This is a genomic window from Quyinboa mangrovi (assembly GCF_042219825.1).
Classification (GTDB): domain Bacteria; phylum Bacteroidota; class Bacteroidia; order Bacteroidales; family UBA5342; genus JBHJHP01.
In genome coordinates this window covers 160,536-179,975 of sequence record NZ_JBHJHQ010000001.1, presented here as the reverse complement: position 1 = coordinate 179,975, position 19,440 = coordinate 160,536, and the positions used below count along the sequence as shown (strand labels likewise).

At 36.6% G+C, this 19,440-nt stretch carries 15 protein-coding genes; 3 read left to right on the top strand and 12 right to left on the bottom strand.

Annotated elements, in window-relative coordinates; all coding sequences use genetic code 11:
• Window positions 1-34: 34 nt before the first annotated feature.
• The 3 genes from ACE1ET_RS00735 to ACE1ET_RS00725 all read right to left on the bottom strand — a co-directional run bounded on the left by ACE1ET_RS00735 (window position 35) and on the right by ACE1ET_RS00725 (window position 4,912).
• Window positions 35-1,630, bottom strand: coding sequence for a hypothetical protein (locus ACE1ET_RS00735; RefSeq protein WP_375726438.1), 1,596 nt, complete (start codon window positions 1,628-1,630; stop codon window positions 35-37).
• Window positions 1,631-1,657: 27 nt separating this feature from the next.
• Window positions 1,658-3,217, bottom strand: a complete 1,560-nt coding sequence (locus ACE1ET_RS00730) for a hypothetical protein (RefSeq protein WP_375726437.1) — start codon at window positions 3,215-3,217, stop codon at window positions 1,658-1,660.
• Between the two features lie 207 nt (window positions 3,218-3,424).
• Entirely contained in the window at window positions 3,425-4,912 is a 1,488-nt protein-coding gene (locus ACE1ET_RS00725) for an IMP dehydrogenase (RefSeq protein WP_375726436.1), read from the bottom strand.
• A 327-nt stretch (window positions 4,913-5,239) separates the two neighbouring features.
• Between ACE1ET_RS00725 and trpB the strand changes: the two genes are divergently transcribed.
• Together trpB and ACE1ET_RS00715 are read left to right on the top strand one after the other, a co-directional pair.
• Entirely contained in the window at window positions 5,240-6,454 is a 1,215-nt protein-coding gene (gene trpB, locus ACE1ET_RS00720; RefSeq protein WP_375726435.1) for a tryptophan synthase subunit beta, read from the top strand.
• A gap of 104 nt (window positions 6,455-6,558) precedes the next feature.
• Window positions 6,559-7,803, top strand: coding sequence for a hypothetical protein (locus ACE1ET_RS00715; RefSeq protein WP_375726434.1), 1,245 nt, complete (start codon window positions 6,559-6,561; stop codon window positions 7,801-7,803).
• A gap of 41 nt (window positions 7,804-7,844) precedes the next feature.
• Here ACE1ET_RS00715 and ACE1ET_RS00710 read toward each other — a convergent pair whose 3' ends face one another.
• The gene (locus tag ACE1ET_RS00710) at window positions 7,845-8,558 is read right to left on the bottom strand and encodes a L,D-transpeptidase family protein (RefSeq protein WP_375726433.1); all 714 of its coding nucleotides are present in this window, start codon (window positions 8,556-8,558) and stop codon (window positions 7,845-7,847) included.
• Between the two features lie 36 nt (window positions 8,559-8,594).
• Window positions 8,595-9,344, bottom strand: a complete 750-nt coding sequence (locus ACE1ET_RS00705; protein WP_375726432.1) for a hypothetical protein — start codon at window positions 9,342-9,344, stop codon at window positions 8,595-8,597.
• Window positions 9,345-9,601: 257 nt separating this feature from the next.
• Here ACE1ET_RS00705 and ACE1ET_RS00700 point away from each other — a divergent pair, with 257 nt between their 5' ends.
• Entirely contained in the window at window positions 9,602-12,067 is a 2,466-nt protein-coding gene (locus tag ACE1ET_RS00700) for a glycosyl hydrolase 115 family protein (RefSeq protein ID WP_375726431.1), read from the top strand.
• Window positions 12,068-12,076: 9 nt separating this feature from the next.
• Here ACE1ET_RS00700 and ACE1ET_RS00695 read toward each other — a convergent pair whose 3' ends face one another.
• From ACE1ET_RS00695 to ACE1ET_RS00665, 7 genes are all read right to left on the bottom strand, one after another.
• Window positions 12,077-13,135 carry a serine hydrolase domain-containing protein gene (locus tag ACE1ET_RS00695; protein ID WP_375726430.1) on the bottom strand — a complete coding sequence of 353 codons (1,059 nt, stop codon included), beginning with the start codon at window positions 13,133-13,135 and terminating at the stop codon, window positions 12,077-12,079.
• 89 nt (window positions 13,136-13,224) lie between these two features.
• Window positions 13,225-13,593 (bottom strand): hypothetical protein, encoded by a 369-nt coding sequence (locus ACE1ET_RS00690; protein WP_375726429.1) that lies wholly within the window; start codon window positions 13,591-13,593, stop codon window positions 13,225-13,227.
• An 11-nt stretch (window positions 13,594-13,604) separates the two neighbouring features.
• Entirely contained in the window at window positions 13,605-14,105 is a 501-nt protein-coding gene (locus ACE1ET_RS00685; protein WP_375726428.1) for a GNAT family N-acetyltransferase, read from the bottom strand.
• Between the two features lie 30 nt (window positions 14,106-14,135).
• A complete protein-coding gene (locus ACE1ET_RS00680) occupies window positions 14,136-15,989 on the bottom strand; it encodes a PDDEXK family nuclease (protein WP_375726427.1) in 1,854 nt (617 codons plus the stop codon).
• Window positions 15,967-16,770, bottom strand: a complete 804-nt coding sequence (locus ACE1ET_RS00675) for an ion transporter (protein WP_375726426.1) — start codon at window positions 16,768-16,770, stop codon at window positions 15,967-15,969. The genes ACE1ET_RS00680 and ACE1ET_RS00675 overlap by 23 nt, the downstream gene beginning before the upstream one ends.
• A gap of 651 nt (window positions 16,771-17,421) precedes the next feature.
• Complete coding sequence (locus tag ACE1ET_RS00670; RefSeq protein ID WP_375726425.1) at window positions 17,422-17,991, bottom strand: hypothetical protein; 570 nt, start codon at window positions 17,989-17,991, stop codon at window positions 17,422-17,424.
• Entirely contained in the window at window positions 17,988-19,088 is a 1,101-nt protein-coding gene (locus ACE1ET_RS00665; RefSeq protein WP_375726424.1) for a T9SS type A sorting domain-containing protein, read from the bottom strand. Before ACE1ET_RS00665 ends, ACE1ET_RS00670 begins: the two co-directional genes overlap by 4 nt.
• Between the last annotated feature and the right edge of the window lie 352 nt (window positions 19,089-19,440).

The window sequence follows — 19,440 nt, the reverse complement described above, 5'->3', positions numbered from 1 at the left end:
GCAAAATAATATACAACTTAAACCTGGTATTTACTTAATTTCCAAAGGTTTTATAATTATCCATGCTCAGAACAATTATATCTGCTGAGCCGCTTCTGTGATTAAAAGCACCATGTTCATCTCCCGAATATGTAGTTCCGGTTACGATATATCCCCGATCTGAAAGAACTATACCTGATGCGGTATCAAAATTTGTACCTCCATAATTATTGCTACGGCGCAAGTCTCCCGATTCACCCACTTCAATCAGCCATATATCACGGTTACCGTACAAATCTCTCACATCCTGATCTTTGTTTGCAGCATTACCGCAAACCATATAATTACCATCTTTATTCTGGACCACCCTTGTTGCTACATCTTCACCACTACTACCAAAACGACTACTCCATTCAACACTACCGGAAGATGCAAATTTTACAACAAAAACATCTGAATTACCAGTCTGTTCCTTCTCATTGTAATCTCTGTATGAAACTCCCACAGCAATATAGCCTCCATCATCTGCGGAAATCACATCATAAAACATATCATTAAAACTTTCCCCCGCTGTATTGCGCCACATAATTTCACCCCCTTCATCTATCTTAATAATCCATCCATCTTTTTCCTGTGGAGTGGTTGTAATGTCACCATTGTCTGACTCGGTAGTTCCGGCAATAATAAAGTACTTATCAGATGTAAGCTTAACTGTATAGGCTTCATCATTTTTACTGCCTCCTATCATTCTTTGCCAAACCATTTCTCCGTTGCTGCTTAAACGAATAATCCAGCAATCGTTTAGACCATGATTCCGGCTTATATCTCCATCTGAAGATGCAGAGTAACCTGCAACAATACAGCCGCCGTCATCAGTAGCAGCAACTGAAGTGGCAATATCATCAGCAGAACCACCAAATAGTTTTTGCCAGATCATCTGTCCGTTAACATCTGTTTTAACGATCCGGTAATCGCTTCCGCCCTTATTGGCTTGCGTAAGGTCATCAGTTGAAATTGAGGAACCCGAAATAAAATATCCTCCATCTGAAGATTGGCAAACGTCAGTGGCAATATCGTCCCCGTTTCCTCCATACGTCTCACTCCAGACAACCATTCCATCCTGGTCAATCTTTACAAACCAAAAATCCTTTTTCCCAAAATTATGAGCGATATCACCATCATCCGATGACGTAACACCGGCTATCACATATCCGCCGTCGTGTGCAACACAGATCTGATTAGCGTCGTCTTCACCGGAACCTCCAAGACAGGTAAAATACAATCCTTTTTTAAATGCTTTGAATGATTTTTCTTCTGAGTAATAAACACCGACTGAGGTTTCACAATACATCCGTACAAAATACTTCCTGTATTTATCGACATAAACAGATGCTGAATCAGCATTTGTTTCAATCTCTTTTACACCGTAACCATTTAATTCAATATCTTTTTCTTCTGAAATTAAAAACCCCCTTTTTCTCAGCTCGGAATTTGTTTCAGGCAAAACCAGGTTACCGTAAAATAAAACTTTCTCAGCCGTCACTGTAACAATGCTATCCAGACTTATTACAGGTGGATCCTTCATAATTGGCTCTCTTCCGTTGCAGGAAAAAAGAACTAAAATGAATATTATCCCTACAAGGATCTTCATTATTAACTGATTGTAATTATAAAGCTACTAATCATTTATCAGAGTACCATCCTCTCTTATACTCAATAATAAAAAATCGGAATTAGCAAATAAGTTATCCCAATGATTATTTATACTAGAATAAAAATCATATGAATATGTTTTCCCGATAATTCCATAACCAAAATCTGTTGCTATAATAGAATAAGGTTCATCAAGACCTGTTCCTCCAAAATTTACTGAACGCAAAATATTTCCATCATTACTGATTTCAAGTAAGCCTATATCTGTTCCTCCAAGTATATTATCAATATTTCCAAGAGGAGAACTTAAACTACAACAAAGAACAACATTCCCAAAACTATTTTGAGTTAAAGAAATACCGCTTTCAAAATAATCACCATATTGTTTTTCCCATACAATTATGCCATCTTCACTCAATTTTACTGCTAAAACAGAGCTATTCGTCTTTTCGTTAGAAGCCGGCATAAAACTTAATGACCTGCCAGTCAATACAATACTACCATTTTTCAGCTGAACTACATCGATCGCCTCTTCAGAATATTCACCGTGAATTTTTTGTTCCCATACAAATGAACCATTTAGGTCAATTTTACTTATATATGCACCATCAATTAAAATACCATTATCATCATAATCATCTGTCTTATAAGAACCTATAATCAAATATCCATTATCTCTTGTTCTAATTACTTTATTTAAATGCCCGGTCAGGTTCATATCAAAATTATCCTTCCAAATTATTTCGCCGAAGTTGTTTATTTTATAAAATATCATTCTTCTTTCATTATTAATAAAATCACCATCGTCTGATGCTGTTCTGGCAAAAATGATATAACCACCATCCTCTTCTGGAATTAATGAAATAGCACCGTCAAAATTACTTCCTCCATAAGAACGTTCCCATTCGATCGTCCCTCCTTCATCAATCTTTACGATCCAGATATCCTCCTCTCCATGATTTTCACTCACATCTCCATCTTCGGACCAAGTTTGTCCCAAAATAACATATCCTCCGTCCTTTCCCTTATACATGCCGGATAGTTTCTCATCACCACTACCACCAAGAGTTTTTTCCCACACTACATCACCAATTCCATCTACTTTTACAATACAAATATCATTATACCCATGATAACCAGAAATATCACCATCGTTTGAATTTGTAATTCCAGCAATGATATAACCACTATCCGGTGTTTCTATAATGAATTCTCCAGTATCTTCATTAGATCCACCATAGCAAGAAAAAAACAATCCCTTGTCAAAAGTTTTAAGCGTTGCCTCCTCCGATCGATAAGATTTATAATTACTATTACCGGTTACATAATATGCATATACATAATACATATTGTAAGATTTTAGACTATCCAGTTTAATAAGATAATTATTTGAACCGAGATCAGTTGTATTTGAGTTAAATTTCCAGTTGCGACTTGATGTTTGGTCCGCATAGTAATCAAGATCTTTATCAATTGTATATGCAATCCCTTTATCCAAACAAATACTATCACAACCCGGAGCTATAAATGTAACATATACATCTGCACTGTTTGTTGTAACATTTACAATACTGTCAACCTGCATTACAGGTGGATCTGCACAAACAAAGGGTTCATCTTTAGAACACGAAATGCATATAAAAGAAATACATAAAAAACAGATAACAATTATTTTCATTGCTTAAACGTGATGGGTATAATAAAAATCTAAATTATATAAAATTATTCTACCATCAAAAAACAAAAAAAGGAGCCCCTTCGGACTCCTTTCCATATCTGAATCAGAATTCTTCTATTCCTTAATAATTACATCATGAGCACCACCTTCTACAATACTGGTAGATGATACCAACGTAATTTTTGCACTTTTCTTAAGTCCACTGATGGATGTTGCGCCACAACTGCACATCGTAGATCGAATTTTACCCAATGTCATCTCCAGGTTATCACGCAACTTACCAGCATACGGCACAAAGCTGTCAACACCTTCTTCAAATTTCAGATTTTCACTGCCACCCATATCATAGCGTTGCCAGTTACGTGCACGGTTTGAACCTTCCCCCCAGTATTCCTTCACATAATTTCCGTTTACCATCATTTTACGAGTCGGGCTTTCATCGAAACGGGCAAAATAGCGGCCCATCATCAGGAAGTCGGCTCCCATTGCCAGTGCCAGAACCATATGGTAATCCTGCACCAGACCACCATCTGAACAGATTGGCACATATACACCGGTTTTCTCAAAATACTCATCACGTGCCTTTGCCACATCAATAATAGAAGTTGCCTGCCCGCGTCCAATTCCTTTCTGTTCACGGGTAATACAAATAGATCCGCCACCAATACCAACCTTTACAAAATCAGCTCCGGCCTCGGCTAAAAACAGGAATCCATCACGATCCACCACATTTCCGGCACCAACTTTAACATCTTCGCCGTACATCTCTTTAATATACTGAATGGTTTCTTTCTGATAATCGGAAAACCCATCCGATGAATCCAGACACATGATATCCACACCTGCTTCTATCAATGCGGGAACACGTTCTTTAAAATCACGGGTATTGATACCTGCACCGACCAAAAGTTTTTTATTCGTATCGCTTAGCTCCAGCGGATATTCCTTATGGCTGTCGTAATCTTTTCTGAACACAAAATACTGCAGGTTCTGATCCTTGTCAATAATCGGAAGGCTGTTTAGCTTGTGTTCCCAAATAATATCGTTGGCTTCAGTTAAAGAAATTCCAAGCTGGCCGGTTACCAGTTTTGAAAACGGTGTCATAAATTCCGCCACTTTCTTGTCCATCGGATCACGGCTTAAGCGGTAATCACGTTCAGTTACCACACCTAATAATTTACCGTTTGGCGTTCCATCGTGTGTGATACCTAAGGTAGAGTGTCCGGTTCTTTGCTTTAACTCAATTACATCTTTCAGTGTATTCTCAGGCGTAAGGTTAGAATCACTCACCACATATCCGGCCTTGTATTTCTTCACGCGTCGAACCATATCAGCCTGATCCTTAATGGGCTGTGACTGGAAAATGAATGATAATCCACCGTTCCGTGCCAGGGCAATGGCCATGTTATGATCACTCACAGACTGCATGATTGCAGATACTACAGGAACATTGAGTTCCAGTTCCGGGTTCTCTCCTTTCTTAAACTTTGTCAACGGAGCTTTTAATGATACCTGATCCGGAACACAAGCTTTTGTTGTTCTGCCCGGAATCAGTAAGTATTCACTGAATGTTCTCGATATTTCTTCTAGGAAAATTGCCATTTTGTACCACCTTTTGAATAAAAATTGCGCAAAGTTAATATAACCTGTATAATTCACCAAGTATTATGAATTATTGGGAAACGAAGTTATGACATTTAGCAACGAAAGTAAAGTCCAATACATCCGGTAAAGCATTAATTTATAAACAAAAGATTAAAAAACAGACCCAAATTCCGGTTCATCCGAAACTTAAGCATCAATGTGGCTATTTATATTCTTACTAAATTAACGCGAAACCTCAATTTTTCAAACAGTTTGCTGCCCATTTAAAAAGGATGGTTTCAAAATTTTGCTATTTTAGCCACAATATATCTAACTCGAAACATCATGCAGGAAAATTATTTTAAAACATATCCCAACGAAGAGGGATATTTCGGAGAGTATGGTGGTGCATTTGTTCCGCCTGAAATAGCAGAAGAAATGAAGAAGATCAATAACGCCTACTTCTCCATCAGCAAATCTCACAAATTTATATCCGAACTAAGAAGCATCAGAAAACATTACCAGGGAAGGCCAACGCCGGTTTACTACTGCAACCGTTTGTCTGAAAAATACGGAGGCCGCATATACCTGAAGCGGGAAGATCTTAACCATTCAGGTGCCCATAAACTCAACCATTGTATGGGTGAAGCGCTTCTTGCAAAATACATGGGTAAAAAGAAACTGATTGCTGAAACGGGAGCCGGACAACATGGTGTAGCACTGGCAACAGCTGCTGCTTATTTTGGTCTGGAATGCGAAATCCACATGGGCGAAGTTGACATCGCCAAGGAACACCCTAATGTAGTAAGAATGGAAATTCTGGGCGCTACAGTCGTTCCGGTTACGCATGGCTTAAAAACCCTTAAGGAAGCGGTGGATTCTGCATTTGTTAAATATCTGGAAGATCCCATTAACTCAATCTATTGTATTGGTTCCGTTGTAGGACCTCACCCATTCCCGATGATGGTACGTGATTTTCAGCGCGTGGTAGGAATTGAAGCCAAAGATCAGTTCATGGATATGACAGGTGAGCTGCCTGATCATGTAGTTGCCTGTGTCGGTGGCGGAAGCAACGCCATGGGATTATTCTCTGCTTTTCTTGATGATGATGACGTAACAATATGGGGCGTTGAACCATCCGGAAGATCATTGGATCCGGGCGAACATGCCGCAACCATGACACTTGGAAAGCCTGGTGTTATTCATGGCTTTAAATGTCTGATGCTGCAGGATGAAAAAGGAGAACCTGCACCTGTATATTCCTGCGCCAGTGGTCTGGACTATCCCGGGGTTGGACCGGAACACAGCATGCTAAAAGAGCTGAAAAAGGTGAACTACGATGTAATCAACGATGCTGAATGTATTGATGCATTTTATGAACTGAGTCGTCTGGAAGGTATCATTCCGGCTCTGGAAAGTTCGCATGCAGTAGCTTATGCCATTAAACTGGCTCAGAAATATCCGCAAAAATCCATTCTGGTTAACCTCAGTGGCCGTGGTGATAAAGATCTCGACTATGTGGTTGACACATATGGTTTACCGGAAAACAGAAAAAAATAAATTGTTCTCAGTCGCGGTCCGTCTTAAAGTCGGACTGTGACTTTTAATTTCCTGTTTTATATACCTGTTTGTTACTTTATTAAAAAATTTAATTATCCATTACCATGAAAAAAAATCTTTTTTTATTTAGTTTACTATCATTTTTGTTAGTGCTTTACAGTTGTGATGAATACCAGGATGAGGTAAAAACACAACATTCTGTTCAGGGATATGCACAAAAAGGACCTTTTATTTCCGGTGGTACAGTTACCATTTATGAATTGGATCAAAACCTTAATCCTACCGGGAATATTTTCAGTACTGACATTTTAGATAACCTGGGAACATTTTCTATTGCAGATATCCCTTTGGATACCACATTTGTAAAACTATCGGCTCAGGGATATTATTTTAATGAATCAAGTGGTAAAATATCCGATAAGCAAATAACCCTTGAAGCGATAGTAAACTTATCTGAATCAACCAGCACTAACATAAATATTATCACTCATTTAGAAGTGCCCAGAGTGCTACAACTTTTTAAAAATGGCAAAACATTTAAGGAAGCTAAATCCCAGGCACAAAACGAAATTCTATCTCTGTTTAATATTAACGCAAGTTCAGTCAATTCAGAACAATTGAACATGTTTGGAAAGTATGATGACAGCGGCAAACTAATGGCCATTAATGCGATATTATTAAGCTACAGAGCTGAAAATGATTTACCCGTATTACTTTCCGACATAAGGGCAGATTTACAAACAGATGGTAAAATCGATAATCCAGCCATAGGTTCAGACCTTTTAAAGTATGTATATTACATCAGCGCCGATGAAATTTCAGCAAATCTCAAAAACACGTTTGCTAAAAAAATAACGCCCCTGGAAATTCCTGATTTTAAACATTATATAAATCAGTTTATAACCGAAACAGAATATTCTTTACTGGATACATTAATCAGCTATCCAAAAACCGGAAGTCACGGATTAAATGTGCTGGATCCTGGTATTGATACAATAGCAGCAAACGGTTACAGGGGAATTCGTCATACTTACTCCCTGTTAGCAGATTTGAAAGAAAATACAGCTTTAAAGATTGTGATTACAAAAATTCCCTATGATACCATTTACAATGACGACGGTACATATACTCTTAAAAGCGTTGGAACGGGTGAATTATTTTGGTTATTTGATCAGGATTCCCATTGGGAATGGGGCTTATTTTCAGATCGTTTCCAGGAATTCTGGGTAACCCAACCCGGTGAATCAGATTGTGAAATTGGTTTTGGACTTGGAAAATATGCCATTGAATATTATGAAATGAATGAGAATTTACTAACCCGTAAAAAAATAATTCGTGCAGTAGGTTAGGTACGTATGTCAGGTCCGGCTTAAAGTCGGGCTATGACTTTTTATTCAAACACATATTTACCCAATTTTACCTCCACATTTGGAGGTATTTTTCTCGTTTCAAAATAGTCATAGCCGGTTTTAAGGTTCAGCCAGAAATCATACCATTTTGATGCCTCATGCTTTTTCAATGCCTTTTCTGTCATCCTGAACGGGGAAATATGAACACGTATAAACGGCTGACCGTTTTTAAACGCAGAATGCAGCATCGTATAAATCTCTTCAATACGCTTATCGGTCATGGCATAGCATCCGATGGATGCACAGGAACCATGCACCATTAAAGACCCGCCGGTGGAGTGATGTGCGCGGTCATACGCGTTAGGATACCCAAGGTTAAACGCCAAATGGTAACTGCTCCAGGGATTCAGGGAAGCCGGTACTACAAAATAAAAACCTTCTGGCGCATAACCATCCCCCTGTTTAGTCTTAGGTCCCAGACCTTTCCAGCCATATGTGCATATTTTGTACGTTTTAAATAATTCAAACAGTGAATCTGTTTTTACCCAGACCTCCAGTTCTTTGCTGGCTTTGAATATGCGGATAAAAAGTTCTGAACCGAAAACCAGACCTTTGGCGTCCATCTCTTTTGTGAGTTTTGGTGTCCACTCCTTTACCACCTTTTTAGACAGATTGCTTTCAGGAAGATCTGTGGCTTCAACAGAAATAAATAAAAATAAAACAAACAACAAAAACAACTGACGAAAATGAACCATGTATCTACATTTTAAGCACAAACCCAAGATATACGATTAGTTAATATAACAATTAATGTGAATAGTATATGGATTAAACATTGGAACAATGTTTTTTTGTTGAAACACAGTTCTCCCATTATGATAAAAATGTATGCATACGTATACCCGTGAACTAATTGATTTGTTATTTTTTATAGCTGGCAGCCATTTTGTTTCTATCCTATTAAGCGAATTCAAGATATCCTTATCAAGTTTTTCATTCAAACCTTTAACAAGATCTACCTTCACCATATCGCCCTTTTTATCTATTGTTAAAGCTGCCATAATAAAATCATTTTTAATCGTCAGAGATTCAAACGGATCAATAATAAGAATTTTCAAAATGTCTGTATTTAAATCTACTAACGCACCTTCAACTATAGCTGGCCTGTCAACTACTTGCAGATCAAAAACATTATCACCCACATCAATAAAAAAAGAATCTATATGCGATAGTACATCACATTCATACACAATGGAGTCATTATCGTAATCATACGAATAATAAACCTCTCCCACAAATCCGTAATAATCCCAGATACCGGTACGTTTACCGGAAACATAGTAACCGGAAACCAGTGTATCCTTAGTTTCAATATTTAACTTTAAATATTTGCCCTGCTTTAATTTTGTTTTTTTATCTACTGAATACTGCTCAATAGTAAATAAATCTCTCGTTGTTTTATGTTTGATTTTTTGTCCTGCAGATTCAAAAAAATTAAAGAAAAAAATTATCAGTAATAAAACAGTAATTTTAGAGTACATAGTTAATTTGAATTCAGATAAATTTACACTAAAGTATAAATTTATCCATACATCAGAATATATTAGTGATCTTTATTTCGTTTTATTTCTCTTTAAAATATTACTAATAGGATTTCAATTCCTTTTACTTACTAATTACTGCGGTTTTCACTTTTAATCTACAAAACTTGTTAAAAAGACATGTGCATGAGTTCAACTAAAATTTTATCTCCCCATGATTTTAGTATCTTTGTGACCACTAAAGAATCCCGTATATTATGAAGCAAATTTTCATTTTCATCTTTGCAATAGTGCTCTTTGGATGCCATTCAAAACAAAATACCACAAGCATACTGGTGGCATCACACGACAAGCCATTAACTATTTATGTTGATCCTAAGGCAGACTCTCTGATTCTATGGGCAGTAAACGATTTTGCGACGGATGTGCATAACATTACCGGTTCTGAGGTCAGTGTTGAAGCAACAACCAACATGCCGACCGGAAAAGGAATTGTCGTCGGACAGGTTTCGGATGATCTGATTAAAACTTTCAAACAAAATCATATCAGCGGCGTTGATGGACGTTGGGAAACATTTCATGTTGATGTACAAAAAAATAACCTGGTAATTGCAGGAAGTGATATCAGGGGAACAGTCTACGGAGTATTTGACGTAGCAGAAAAACTGGGTATCTCACCCTGGAAATGGTGGGCAGATGTGAATTTGACCAAAAAGGATTCGCTGCACCTTTCATTGCCTGAACAAGGCTATACTGAAGGTCCGTCTGTTAAATACAGAGGTATCTTTTTGAATGATGAGGATTGGGGACTACAACCGTGGGCTGCTAAAACATTTGAACCGGAAACCGGTGATATCGGTCCTAAAACCTATGAAAAGATTTTCCAGCTGTTGCTCCGGCTCAAAGCCAATACCCTATGGCCAGCCATGCACTCCTGTACAAAAGCCTTTTACAAAATTCCAGGGAACAACGAGATGGCAAAAAAGTACCATATTGTGGTAGGCACTTCGCATTGCGAACCTATGTTACGCAACAATGTGGATGAATGGGATCATAAGCTTTACGGAGACTATAATTTCTTCACCAATCAGGGAGCTGTTTGTGATTACTGGCAGGATCGTGTTAACGATGTAAGTGGTGCCGAGAATATTTTCACGCTGGGTATGCGGGGCATTCATGATGGAAAAATGCAGGGTGGCAGTTCGGATTCAGCACAGGTTAAAATGCTGGAGCAGATTATAGATACACAGCGTCAAATGCTTAAGGATTCAAAACAAAAAGATATTAAGGATATCCCACAAACCGTGGTACTGTATAAAGAAGTTCTGGATCTGTACAATAAGGGGATGAAAATACCGGATGATGTCACCATTATGTGGTGCGATGACAACTACGGGTATATCAGACGATTAAGCAATGATGAAGAAAATAAACGTTCTGGTTCAAGCGGTGTGTATTACCACCTTAGCTATTGGGGACGTCCTCATGATTATTTGTGGCTCTCCACTACCCAGCCGGCACTCATCTGGCAGGAAATGAAAAAAGCATATGAAAATGGTGCTGACCGCATCTGGATTGCCAATGTGGGTGACCTGAAACCTGCAGAGTACAACATGGAACTGTTTCTCGATCTGGCATGGAATGTAAATGCATATGATAATACCAATCTCAGAAACCACATGTTGCATTGGGCGAACCGTGAATTTGGCAACAAAGTAGCTGAGACAGTTACAGATGTGATGAATGAGTATTACCGTCTTTCATTTCTCAGAAAACCTGAATATATGGGTTGGAGCCAAACGGAACCAAGCACTCCGGTTCATCCGTCAGAATTCAATCCGGAAGAACAAAAACGGCGTTTGAAACTATATGAAGACCTGGTCAAAAAACTGGAGGAAATAAAACCAAATATTCCAGGCAACCGTAAAGATGCCTGGTTTCAACTGGTGGAATACCCTGTAAAAGGAGCGGCACTCATGAACCGCAAATTTATGTATTACCAGCTGGCCATGGAAAGTGATGTTCCTGTTAAACGTCAGGCTTTACTGGAACAAAGCAAGGCATCGTATGATGAAATAAAGACAATTACTTCATTTTACAATAAAGCGATGAGTGGTGGCAAGTGGGACCTGATGATGAGTATGAGTCCCCGGAACCTGAATGTTTATAAAATGCCGGACTGGCCTGAAAGTGAGGTTCAGGAAGCATTTAAAGATACAGACAAAACACCGCAACGCATCTTTATTCAGGCCAGCGATTATGTGAACTACGACAATGAAGAAAACTATCGCTGGGAAAGTATTTCAGGCCTTGGATACAGCAACAGTGCCGTCACACTAATGCCATTTAAAACAACCACGTTTGATGCAGACATGATGCCCTGGATTGAATACAGCTTTAATGCACCTGTAAAAGGAGACTTTGAACTGGAGATCAGATGTCTGCCTACCCACTCGAACACGTACGATCAGAAAATCAGTGTGCGGGTAGATAATTTACCGGTTCAGACTTTTGACCTGAATACATGGGGACGCAGCAAAGAATGGAAAATAAATACGCTTCGTAACAGTCAGATTATTAAAGTGCCATCACATGCCAAACATATTGGCCCGCATATCATTCGTATCTGGGTGAACCAAACCGGTATAATTCTCGATCAGCTGGCAGTTGATTTTACACCGGATCAACCTTATTATGAGATACCGTATAAGGAAACTGAATAGTATAATGTTTTATTCAGGAGATTTATCTTTACTATCATTAGTCAGTTTGGCCATGAAAACCAGCCTGAGCATCTTGTAAATATCATTTGAATTATATTCATAATCCTCTTCTGTATTGACCCGGTGAACCATTACCAGTTTTGATTCCGGATAAACGGCCAGCATATGAATGCCTACTCCGGTATGATAAAAGGCAACTACATCCTTTTCATTTTCGGCTAACCGTAGTTTCCACAGCATACCATATCCAAGCTTGTATTCTTTGTTGTATACGGTGGTTGGTTTTGTACAGCTTTCAGTCCACGATTCCGGTATGATTTGCTGATTATTCCACCGGCCTTTATTCAGATAAAGCTGACCATACAATGCCAGATCACGGGATGACATCCGGAAATGATAAGCCGGAAAGGTTGATTTACTCTTTTCATACTGATAGAAGCCGTCGGTCTTAGGCATTTCCACATCGGTGTCAGATTCACCGTCAATCTCTACATATTCCCCTTTATAATCAACCATACCCAATGGTTTGGCTATCTCTTCATAGAATAAAGAATACAGACTTTTGCCAGTTTGTTGTTCCAGAATAGCACCCAGTGTATTGTAGTCCCAGTTATTGTAATAGTAATGCTCTCCGGGTTTAAACGAATGCCGTTCAGGCAGACTGTTGATCATTCCCTGCGACATGGCGGCTGCCGGATGATACACTCCTGATCTTGATTTTAACAGATCAGCCACCCTGGCACTTAATTCCTGATCTGATAACTCAGGATGCTCATCCTGTATCCCCAGCTCTCTTAAAGTCATGGATGTATCCAGCTTCCCCTGATCCACAGCGATGCCAACAAGCGAATTCAGTAAAGCTTTACGCACTGAATGGATCAGATGCTTTTTTGAAGTACTGCCCCAGTCAAAAATCACATCACCATCTACCAGGATCAACATGGATGATGCACCACTTTGATCCAAAAACTGTTTTAGCGTATCCAGTCTCTCTGATGAAAACCCTTTGGATTCGGGTGACGAATAGGTCATATTTCCGGCTGGCTTGCTCTCGCAGTCAGATAACATTACCAAAAATCCAATTAAAAAAATTAGTGTTTTAAAACTAAACCTCATTTAATAATAATATCAGCATTAAAAAATATGCACCCGTTTATTTAATGTTTACGTCGGTTTAAGTGAAGTTCTAAACTTATTCTCAAATCCATAACAACAAGAGAATCAGTAGTTAATTTTAAAATTAAAAGTTTATCAACATAATTTTCATTAGTTGTTATAATAATCGTGTCTCCACTTAACTCATATTTATTCCATATATCAGGATCCGGATAATATATTGAATCTTCAAATATGCCAAAATAAGCATTTTCTGTTTCTTCATCTCCTCCAAACGCTCCAAAAAGATTCTCTTTAGAAGTATTTAAACGTGTTTCATTATTTTGATCAAAAGCTAAAAATATTATGGCTATACAGCCAATCAAAAATATAATTTTAACCTGCTTAACTAGTCTAGAATTGTGTTTCATATCTATCTTAATCAATTGATTTTCAATCTATAAACAGGAATCATCCTGCCGGGAATAGACGACTTTGAATTATATAAAAACTCTGCGCCCGCTTTATCATAAAATCCGCTGGCATAGGGATCAACAAAAATCAATAACTCCGAAATCCCTAATTTTTTGGAAATGGTTATGGCATGTTGCATTAATAAAGTTCCTATTCCCATATTGTGATATTCCGGAAATATAAACAAATGCTCCAACCAATGCCCTTTTGAAACAAAAACATCACCGGAATAAAAATCAGATTTATTTTCAGAGAGGGAATAAAAGCCAACGACGAACTCTCCTGCCTGTGCCTTATATACTATGCTTTGATTGATATAATCTTTGCTTACTGTCAACTCATCCTGCCATATCCTGTAATACGATTCCGGGTAATTCCAGTGTCTTTTCGCCAAAAATGCAATTTCTGTCAAAACGCTGTAATCTGAGGGTTTTGCCTTTTCAATTTGTATAGCAGGTAATACTAGCATAAGTTTAAACTGATTAAAATTGCATATGGCTCACTTCTTCATGGCTTTAATAATTCGATCCTCATTTATTAAAACATCCTTTAATAGTAATTGATAGGGAAACTGCTTATGTTTAGAGTTTCTAAACGCCTCTAAAACGTTTATCAATGTTTTGGCTGTTATTAAAGAAAGATTTATTTCAAACTCTAAATCGCACTCATTAACAAATTCGTCGCTAAACTCTGGCGCCACTAGCAAAGACTTTACTACATTAAAACCTTTATTCTTAGCTAAATCTACATATGATTTTATTTGTCTGGAAACCGAGCTAAATTTGTTAAATCCACTTTCCTTAACCGTTTTGCACTCGATAATAATTATATTGCTATCTCCCAGGTTAAGTATCAAGTCAATTTTATTTTTTGAATTGTCCAGTTGATTTTTAAGCTTTTCATCAACATTAAGTCCCAACTGTTCAAAAATGGTTTGAGTTAATTCCTCAAACTTAAGACCTAATTCGCTTTCTTTAATTCTAATACCATTATCTTTCAACTCATTTAAATTCCTGAAGCCTATCGCCTCATAGTTTTCAATTAAAAGATTTTCAGAATCCTTGTAGGCATCTAAAATATTTAAAACCAGATCACCTCTAGATTTTAATTCCTTCTCTGCAATGAAATCTTTTAATAAGTCTGCTGGCAGAATATCCAGAGTGTCTCTAGGTTTAATGTTGTAGTCAAGTAAATTAGAACTGTTCAAAACTAAATCTTCAGGCATTTGGAATTCCCTTAAAACGATTTGTCTAAATGATTTTAAAGATTCACTGAGTTCTATTAAAAGTTTTTCAAAACCCTCAATTGATATCCCAACTTTTTCATCTCTCTCCAACTCCTCAAAATAATTTATTATATTCTCAATTTTTTCCTCAACCGTTACTCCTCTCAAGGGAGAATTAATTTTTAAACCGTTATCCCATAAATTGTTAATGAACTTCTTCTTTTCGGTAAGATTTATACCTTCCTTATGCAAATCATTAATTAACAAATTATACAAGGAAATACCTTCGTTAATTAACAGTTTTATTTTGGTTTCAAAGTCAACATCTCTTGTATTGATATTGTGTTTCCTGCAAATCAAATTGATTTGGGATTCTTTCAATGTTTTAAGAATTCTCCTGTAATATTTATCAGCAATCTCCTTTTCTCTTATCCTTCTAAGCACCCGAACCATCTCATCAGCAATAAAAACAGTATTAACTTTTTTAGAATAGAATATTACACCTATGGTTTTTAGAAAATTTACCACAGTATCAATATCTTGCTTTTCAGGAGGAATTGTCATATAATTTAATAATTTGACTTCTTCCTGTGATAATTCCAATTGTTTAGTTAATGTAATCAATATAGACAGTTCATCGTCAGTTATTTTAGCATCACGATTGTTTGCTTCATCATTTGAATATGCAGTATTTACACAGGATCGATAGATTAAATAATCTCTCTTTCTGCAATCTTCAAAGTCAGATTTATCAGATTCCATTTGAGCTTGCATCTCTTTTGCTTTTGAAATTATTTTCTTTAACTCTAGCTCATAAAGTTTAGCAAACCACTCCCTTTTTAAAATACAGTTTCCATCCCTTATTAATATATCAATTAAAATATCCAACTGAGATGTTGTATTAACAAACTCAGATTTTATGGTTAAAGCAAACTCATCTTTAACAAGGTTAAAAACTTTCGCAATATTGATGCTATCAACACTTTTTAAATCAAAACTACCATCCGAAAGGATCTTATCAATTTCCTTACTATTCTTTGGATTACACGATTTTATGTTGTCAATAATCTTTAAGAATGAGTTTTTTTCGAGTGAATTAACATTGTCAAGGATTTTTTCTAGTTTCATTATTTTGGGTTTTAGTTATTAATTCTGCTACTAATCTATTCAGGTTGTCTATCTTTTTTTCTAATTCATCATTGTTATCACTGACCATTGCATCAACAAAAATCGAATTAACGATTGAAAGTCCAAAAACTCCTCCTGTCAATACTACAAATATGAAATAGAAATAAATTAATATTGAATATGCTCTGGGATAATAGGATACTAAACTTTCTGAAATATCTGACCAACCTTCAAGAGTAAATAGTTTAAAGGTCGAATATAACGAGATGAGTGGATTACTGAAACTTTCTGTATCAGAACTATGAAATAAATAATAAGAAAGTATACCAATTACGAATATATAAACAGTAAAGCCAAGAAAAATGAAAATTGAAGCTTTAAATGCACGACGAATGCCATTAAGCAAATTTCCGATTTCAGGGATGAATTTAAAAAATCTGAATGTTTTAAAAACTCTTAGTACTCTGAATACCAATAAAAAACTAAAATCTAATAAATCAACTCCCAATACAAAGGTTATAAAAGATGGTACAGATAAAATGATTAATACAAAATCAAGTTTGTTCCAATTAGATTTAAGGTAGGTCCTGAATCCATACACATCAACTTTTATAACCATTTCAACAATAAATAAAAGGGTTATGAAATGGTCAAAAACATTTATTAAGATATTGTAAAAAGGATCTTCTATATAGCCTTGAATGAATAAAACTAAAGAATTTAATAATATAAGTATTAATATAAACTTATCATTTAAAAATATTTTTTTAATCACAAGCATTAAAAACAGGTTTAGCAAATTAATACTCTAACATTTCAGCATAGTTTAATATTCAGTATTCCAAACAGGAATGGGTTCATTTCACAACAACTCTAAAGGTATATATTTCAGGTGATTAATGCAACAATTATACGATAGGTGTGTAAAACATTATGATTTACAGGGTATATAATATGGTTTGACCCCGAATGGGGTCACATATTTGTAGTGCGTTACAGGCTACAAATATTGGACTCCTATCGGAGTCCTACCGGGTTTTGCCAAAGCATTGAGAATCTGCTATAGCGTAGACGCTACAGCCAACGACCGCACCATAACGTAGTCACCGGGTGAGTAAACACATTTTGTAACTATTCGCCCGGTGACTATGAAAAAATGCTTTTTTTAACACTAAAAATTAAGAATATAAAAAGAGTACAAAATAAAGTCAAAATCGATTAAAGATGATGTTATACATGGTGTATGACCCCGGATGGGGTCACATATTTGTAGCATATTCAAGGCTACAAATATTGGACTCCTATAAGAGTCCCACCGGTTTTTACCAAAACATTGTAAATCTGCCCTAGGCAAACACTTCAGCCAAAGACGTGTAATGACGTAATCACCGGTTGAGTAAAAATATCTTGTAACTATTCACCAGGTGACTTGTTACAAACTATCCAGCCTTATTTCAAAATCCTGCTTTGGCATAAAATCCTGCATCTCCCAGAAATAAAACTGTTTCTTATTGGATATCTGTGAAGAATCCGGCAGGTATGAAAATGACTTAATGCCTATGTCCGCATCTGTAGATAAGGTATAAACGGCGTTTTTTAAAGGTTCACCCCAGGCCTGTGTTGACGTAAGGATATAGGTATTGATATCTGAAGTTTTTTGACGGTAAAAAATATTAACATCAACGGTATCTCCGGCAGGAATAATTAACATAAAACTGACTGCTTTTGTCTGTTTGGCAAACGGAATTAAACCTCCTGTATTCAGATTGATTATCCTGACAGAATCAATTTTATCCATATCCGAAGCAAAAGGAAAGGTAATAGGCTGAAGCTTATCCTGTGGACCGGAATTATAAAATGAATAGATGCCATTAACAGAAAAACAGGCTGCATTTATTTCAAAATCGATATGTTCTTCAAAGAAGGAAACATTGTTCTGAGCCTGCACATAAGGTGAAACTGCAATAAACAAAACAAAAAAGCAAAAAAGGACCTTTATCATCTTGAAATCAATATTTTAGACGTCCCGTAATTCTTCTTATTGATGTATAGTGTGAGAATATACATCCCGTTTTCAACTTCAGAAGGAACTGTGATCAGACCTTTGCTTTCTAATAAAGAAAACTGAGCTATTCGTTGCCCTTTTAGACTTACCAGTTCAAGATAGCATTCTGATGATTTTATGGGTAAGAATATCTCATAGTTGAAAACAGAACCCCTAACCGGATTTGGTGCGATCCGGAGCAATTGTACCTGTTCCGTTTTAACCTCCTGTACAGACGTAATTTTTTGAATATGAATATCTGCCGTACCAACAGAATCGGGTTTTAAGTCAAGATTAATCGGGATTATATCCACTATATACCTGCTTCCAGCAAAGACATAAAATAACTGAGATATTTGATTTTTTGCTGAGAACACCCGAACTGAATATGAACCATCAGATTTGGGGTAAAAATCTGCAATTCCTCTTGCAAATATCCGGCGGTTGAAATTTAGCAATATCTTGTTGTTCTCATCAAATATATTACCCTTTAACGTTGCACACATGCCAGAAGAATCATTTTCAGCGCCAAAATTTGGTAAAAGATCTAAGCTGTAAAAATTTTCATAATTAACATACCAATAATGTAGTTCCAGACTACTAAAAACAGGGTAACATGCAATAGATTCTCCGGTCTTTGGTGCTTTCAGAGTTGCATTTCTGTAATTGCCAAATACAACCGGATTAGTCAGTTTTTTATTATATACGGTATAATCCATACAGTAATATTCAATTTGGATACTGTCGCCAACCGGATTAATATTCAAATCGGACATTAAGCTATCAGTTGTCACCATCATTACACCGGATTCACCCTTAAATGACAGGTTTTTCAATTTGGCTCTGCCGTTTGAAGCACTTATGAAAATACTATCTACTGGCATAAATGTATTTTCATTCCAGATATTATTATAGCCTAATTCAATGGTCCAGATGCCATTGGAATCGAAACCAAGTTCTGATAACCATATATTAGGTGGTGGATTTGGTAACGGATTTGCTCTGCTCATAACAAAGACCGAAAGCGCAAGAACAATGAGTAAATACTTTTTCATAATGTTTTCTTATGGTCAGTTTTCAACACGGATTCCAAACAGGAATGGGGTCATTTTATTACAACCCTAAAGGTATATATTTCAAAGGATTAATACAACTCAAAACAATATTGTATAAAACATTAGAATTTGTCTGGGATATAAACAATTGTATGACCCCGGATGGGGTCACATATTTGTAACATGGTACAAGCTACAAATATTGGACTCCTATCGGAGTCCTACCGTATTTTGCCAAAACATTGAGAATCTGCTATAGCGTAGACGTTACGGCCAACTACCGCGTCATAACGTAGTCACCGGGTGATTAAGCACATTATATAACCATTCACCCGGTGACTATTAAAAAATG

What these genes read in the sequence shown, in the direction of transcription:
- ACE1ET_RS00735 (WP_375726438.1), bottom strand. Translation starts at nt 1,630, where the DNA reads ATGAAGATCCTTGTAGGGATAATATTCATTTTAGTTCTTTTTTCCTGC.
- ACE1ET_RS00730 (WP_375726437.1), bottom strand. Translation starts at nt 3,217, where the DNA reads ATGCAGGTTGACAGTATTGTAAATGTTACAACAAACAGTGCAGATGTA.
- ACE1ET_RS00725 (WP_375726436.1), bottom strand. Translation starts at nt 4,912, where the DNA reads ATGGCAATTTTCCTAGAAGAAATATCGAGAACATTCAGTGAATACTTA.
- trpB (WP_375726435.1), top strand. Translation starts at nt 5,240, where the DNA reads ATGCAGGAAAATTATTTTAAAACATATCCCAACGAAGAGGGATATTTC.
- ACE1ET_RS00715 (WP_375726434.1), top strand. Translation starts at nt 6,559, where the DNA reads ATGAAAAAAAATCTTTTTTTATTTAGTTTACTATCATTTTTGTTAGTG.
- ACE1ET_RS00710 (WP_375726433.1), bottom strand. Translation starts at nt 8,558, where the DNA reads ATGGTTCATTTTCGTCAGTTGTTTTTGTTGTTTGTTTTATTTTTATTT.
- ACE1ET_RS00705 (WP_375726432.1), bottom strand. Translation starts at nt 9,344, where the DNA reads ATGTACTCTAAAATTACTGTTTTATTACTGATAATTTTTTTCTTTAAT.
- ACE1ET_RS00700 (WP_375726431.1), top strand. Translation starts at nt 9,602, where the DNA reads ATGAAGCAAATTTTCATTTTCATCTTTGCAATAGTGCTCTTTGGATGC.
- ACE1ET_RS00695 (WP_375726430.1), bottom strand. Translation starts at nt 13,135, where the DNA reads ATGTTATCTGACTGCGAGAGCAAGCCAGCCGGAAATATGACCTATTCG.
- ACE1ET_RS00690 (WP_375726429.1), bottom strand. Translation starts at nt 13,593, where the DNA reads ATGAAACACAATTCTAGACTAGTTAAGCAGGTTAAAATTATATTTTTG.
- ACE1ET_RS00685 (WP_375726428.1), bottom strand. Translation starts at nt 14,105, where the DNA reads ATGCTAGTATTACCTGCTATACAAATTGAAAAGGCAAAACCCTCAGAT.
- ACE1ET_RS00680 (WP_375726427.1), bottom strand. Translation starts at nt 15,989, where the DNA reads ATGAAACTAGAAAAAATCCTTGACAATGTTAATTCACTCGAAAAAAAC.
- ACE1ET_RS00675 (WP_375726426.1), bottom strand. Translation starts at nt 16,770, where the DNA reads ATGCTTGTGATTAAAAAAATATTTTTAAATGATAAGTTTATATTAATA.
- ACE1ET_RS00670 (WP_375726425.1), bottom strand. Translation starts at nt 17,991, where the DNA reads ATGATAAAGGTCCTTTTTTGCTTTTTTGTTTTGTTTATTGCAGTTTCA.
- ACE1ET_RS00665 (WP_375726424.1), bottom strand. Translation starts at nt 19,088, where the DNA reads ATGAAAAAGTATTTACTCATTGTTCTTGCGCTTTCGGTCTTTGTTATG.